Genomic DNA, 2,012 nt, shown 5'->3' on the forward strand with positions numbered 1-2,012 from the left:
ATTTTGGAAATCTTTCGGATTTTTCTTCATTTTCTTCCCCAAAGATTTGGTTGGTGTTGTTTTTTTATATACCTTTGCACTCGCTTTCCGAAAATATCCGGGGAGCCATTGAAGAAGCGTTCTTTGAAAAGATTTACATAGACAGAGAAGTAGTACAAGAAGCGATTCCCTTGTTTTTCCGCCTTGCTTGCGGATTTCCTGGGAATTGGGTATATGAAACGAACCGTTCAATTTTATTTGAACATTCCAGTACAGGTTTACTTTTTACTTCGATGATGGATAAGACATTCTGAAGACAGACAACATCCTGCAGATTATTTTGCAGGTACACATTTTACAATGGAGAGTTTGATCCTGGCTCAGGATGAACGCTAGCTACAGGCTTAACACATGCAAGTCGAGGGGAAACGGCATTTGGTGCTTGCACCATTTGGACGTCGACCGGCGCACGGGTGAGTAACGCGTATCCAACCTGCCCATAAGTAGGGTATAACCCGCAGAAATGCGGACTAATCCCCTATGTTGTTCAAAGACGGCATCAGATTTGAACCAAAGGCTTGCCGCTTATGGATGGGGATGCGTCCGATTAGCTTGTTGGTGAGGTAACGGCTCACCAAGGCTTCGATCGGTAGGGGTTCTGAGAGGAAGGCCCCCCACATAGGAACTGAGACACGGTCCTAACTCCTACGGGAGGCAGCAGTGAGGAATATTGGTCAATGGGCGAGAGCCTGAACCAGCCAAGTAGCGTGCAGGACGACGGCCCTATGGGTTGTAAACTGCTTTTATGCGGGGATAACCGGCCTCACGTGTGAGGCCCTGCAGGTACCGCATGAATAAGGACCGGCTAATTCCGTGCCAGCAGCCGCGGTAATACGGAAGGTCCGGGCGTTATCCGGATTTATTGGGTTTAAAGGGAGCGTAGGCCGTGGGTTAAGTGTGTTGTGAAATCCGGTTGCTCAACATCCGGTTTGCAGCGCATACTGTCCCACTTGAGTGCGCACAACGCAGGCGGAATTCGTCGTGTAGCGGTGAAATGCTTAGATATGACGAGGAACCCCGATTGCGAAGGCAGCTTGCGGGAGCGCAACTGACGCTTAAGCTCGAAGGTGCGGGTATCAAACAGGATTAGATACCCTGGTAGTCCGCACGGTAAACGATGGATGCCCGCTGTTTGCCCTTTTTGGGCATGCGGCCAAGCGAAAGCATTAAGCATCCCACCTGGGGAGTACGCCGGCAACGGTGAAACTCAAAGGAATTGACGGGGGCCCGCACAAGCGGAGGAACATGTGGTTTAATTCGATGATACGCGAGGAACCTTACCCGGGCTTGAACTGCCAGTGAACGATACAGAGATGTTGAGGCCCTTCGGGGCGCTGGTGGAGGTGCTGCATGGTTGTCGTCAGCTCGTGCCGTGAGGTGTCGGCTTAAGTGCCATAACGAGCGCAACCCTTTTCCACAGTTGCCATCAGGTCATGCTGGGCACTCTGTGGATACTGCCGCCGCAAGGTGTGAGGAAGGTGGGGATGACGTCAAATCAGCACGGCCCTTACGTCCGGGGCTACACACGTGTTACAATGGGGGGCACAGCGTGCCGTACGTGCGCAAGCACGTTCCAATCATGAAATCCCCCCTCAGTTCGGACTGGGGTCTGCAACCCGACCCCACGAAGCTGGATTCGCTAGTAATCGCGCATCAGCCATGGCGCGGTGAATACGTTCCCGGGCCTTGTACACACCGCCCGTCAAGCCATGAAAGCCGGGGGTGCCTGAAGTCCGTAACCGCAAGGGGCGGCCTAGGGCAAGACCGGTGATTGGGGCTAAGTCGTAACAAGGTAGCCGTACCGGAAGGTGCGGCTGGAACACCTCCTTTCTGGAGAAGAGGTCTTATCGCTGCTGCGAGATTTTTCTTGCGGTGCCATCTTGGTGAGATGAGACCTGCGCTGGGGTTCGTTTTCCTTATCCCCGCTTACTTGTGCTTTCCTTCTGTCCGTGTAATTTTAAGATATATTTAGG

1 rRNA gene and 1 pseudogene are annotated in these 2,012 nt (G+C 52.5%); both read left to right on the forward strand.

Going from position 1 to position 2,012, the window contains the following annotated elements:
- Nucleotides 1-293: pseudogene (locus tag HMPREF0645_RS13905) on the forward strand (hypothetical protein); the annotation flags it as partial.
- Between the two features lie 43 nt (nucleotides 294-336).
- Nucleotides 337-1,869: ribosomal RNA gene (locus HMPREF0645_RS12395) — 16S ribosomal RNA — on the forward strand.
- Nucleotides 1,870-2,012 lie beyond the last annotated feature (143 nt).

It is taken from the genome of Hallella bergensis DSM 17361 (assembly GCF_000160535.1).
In the GTDB taxonomy this organism is placed as follows: Bacteria; Bacteroidota; Bacteroidia; order Bacteroidales; family Bacteroidaceae; genus Prevotella; species Prevotella bergensis.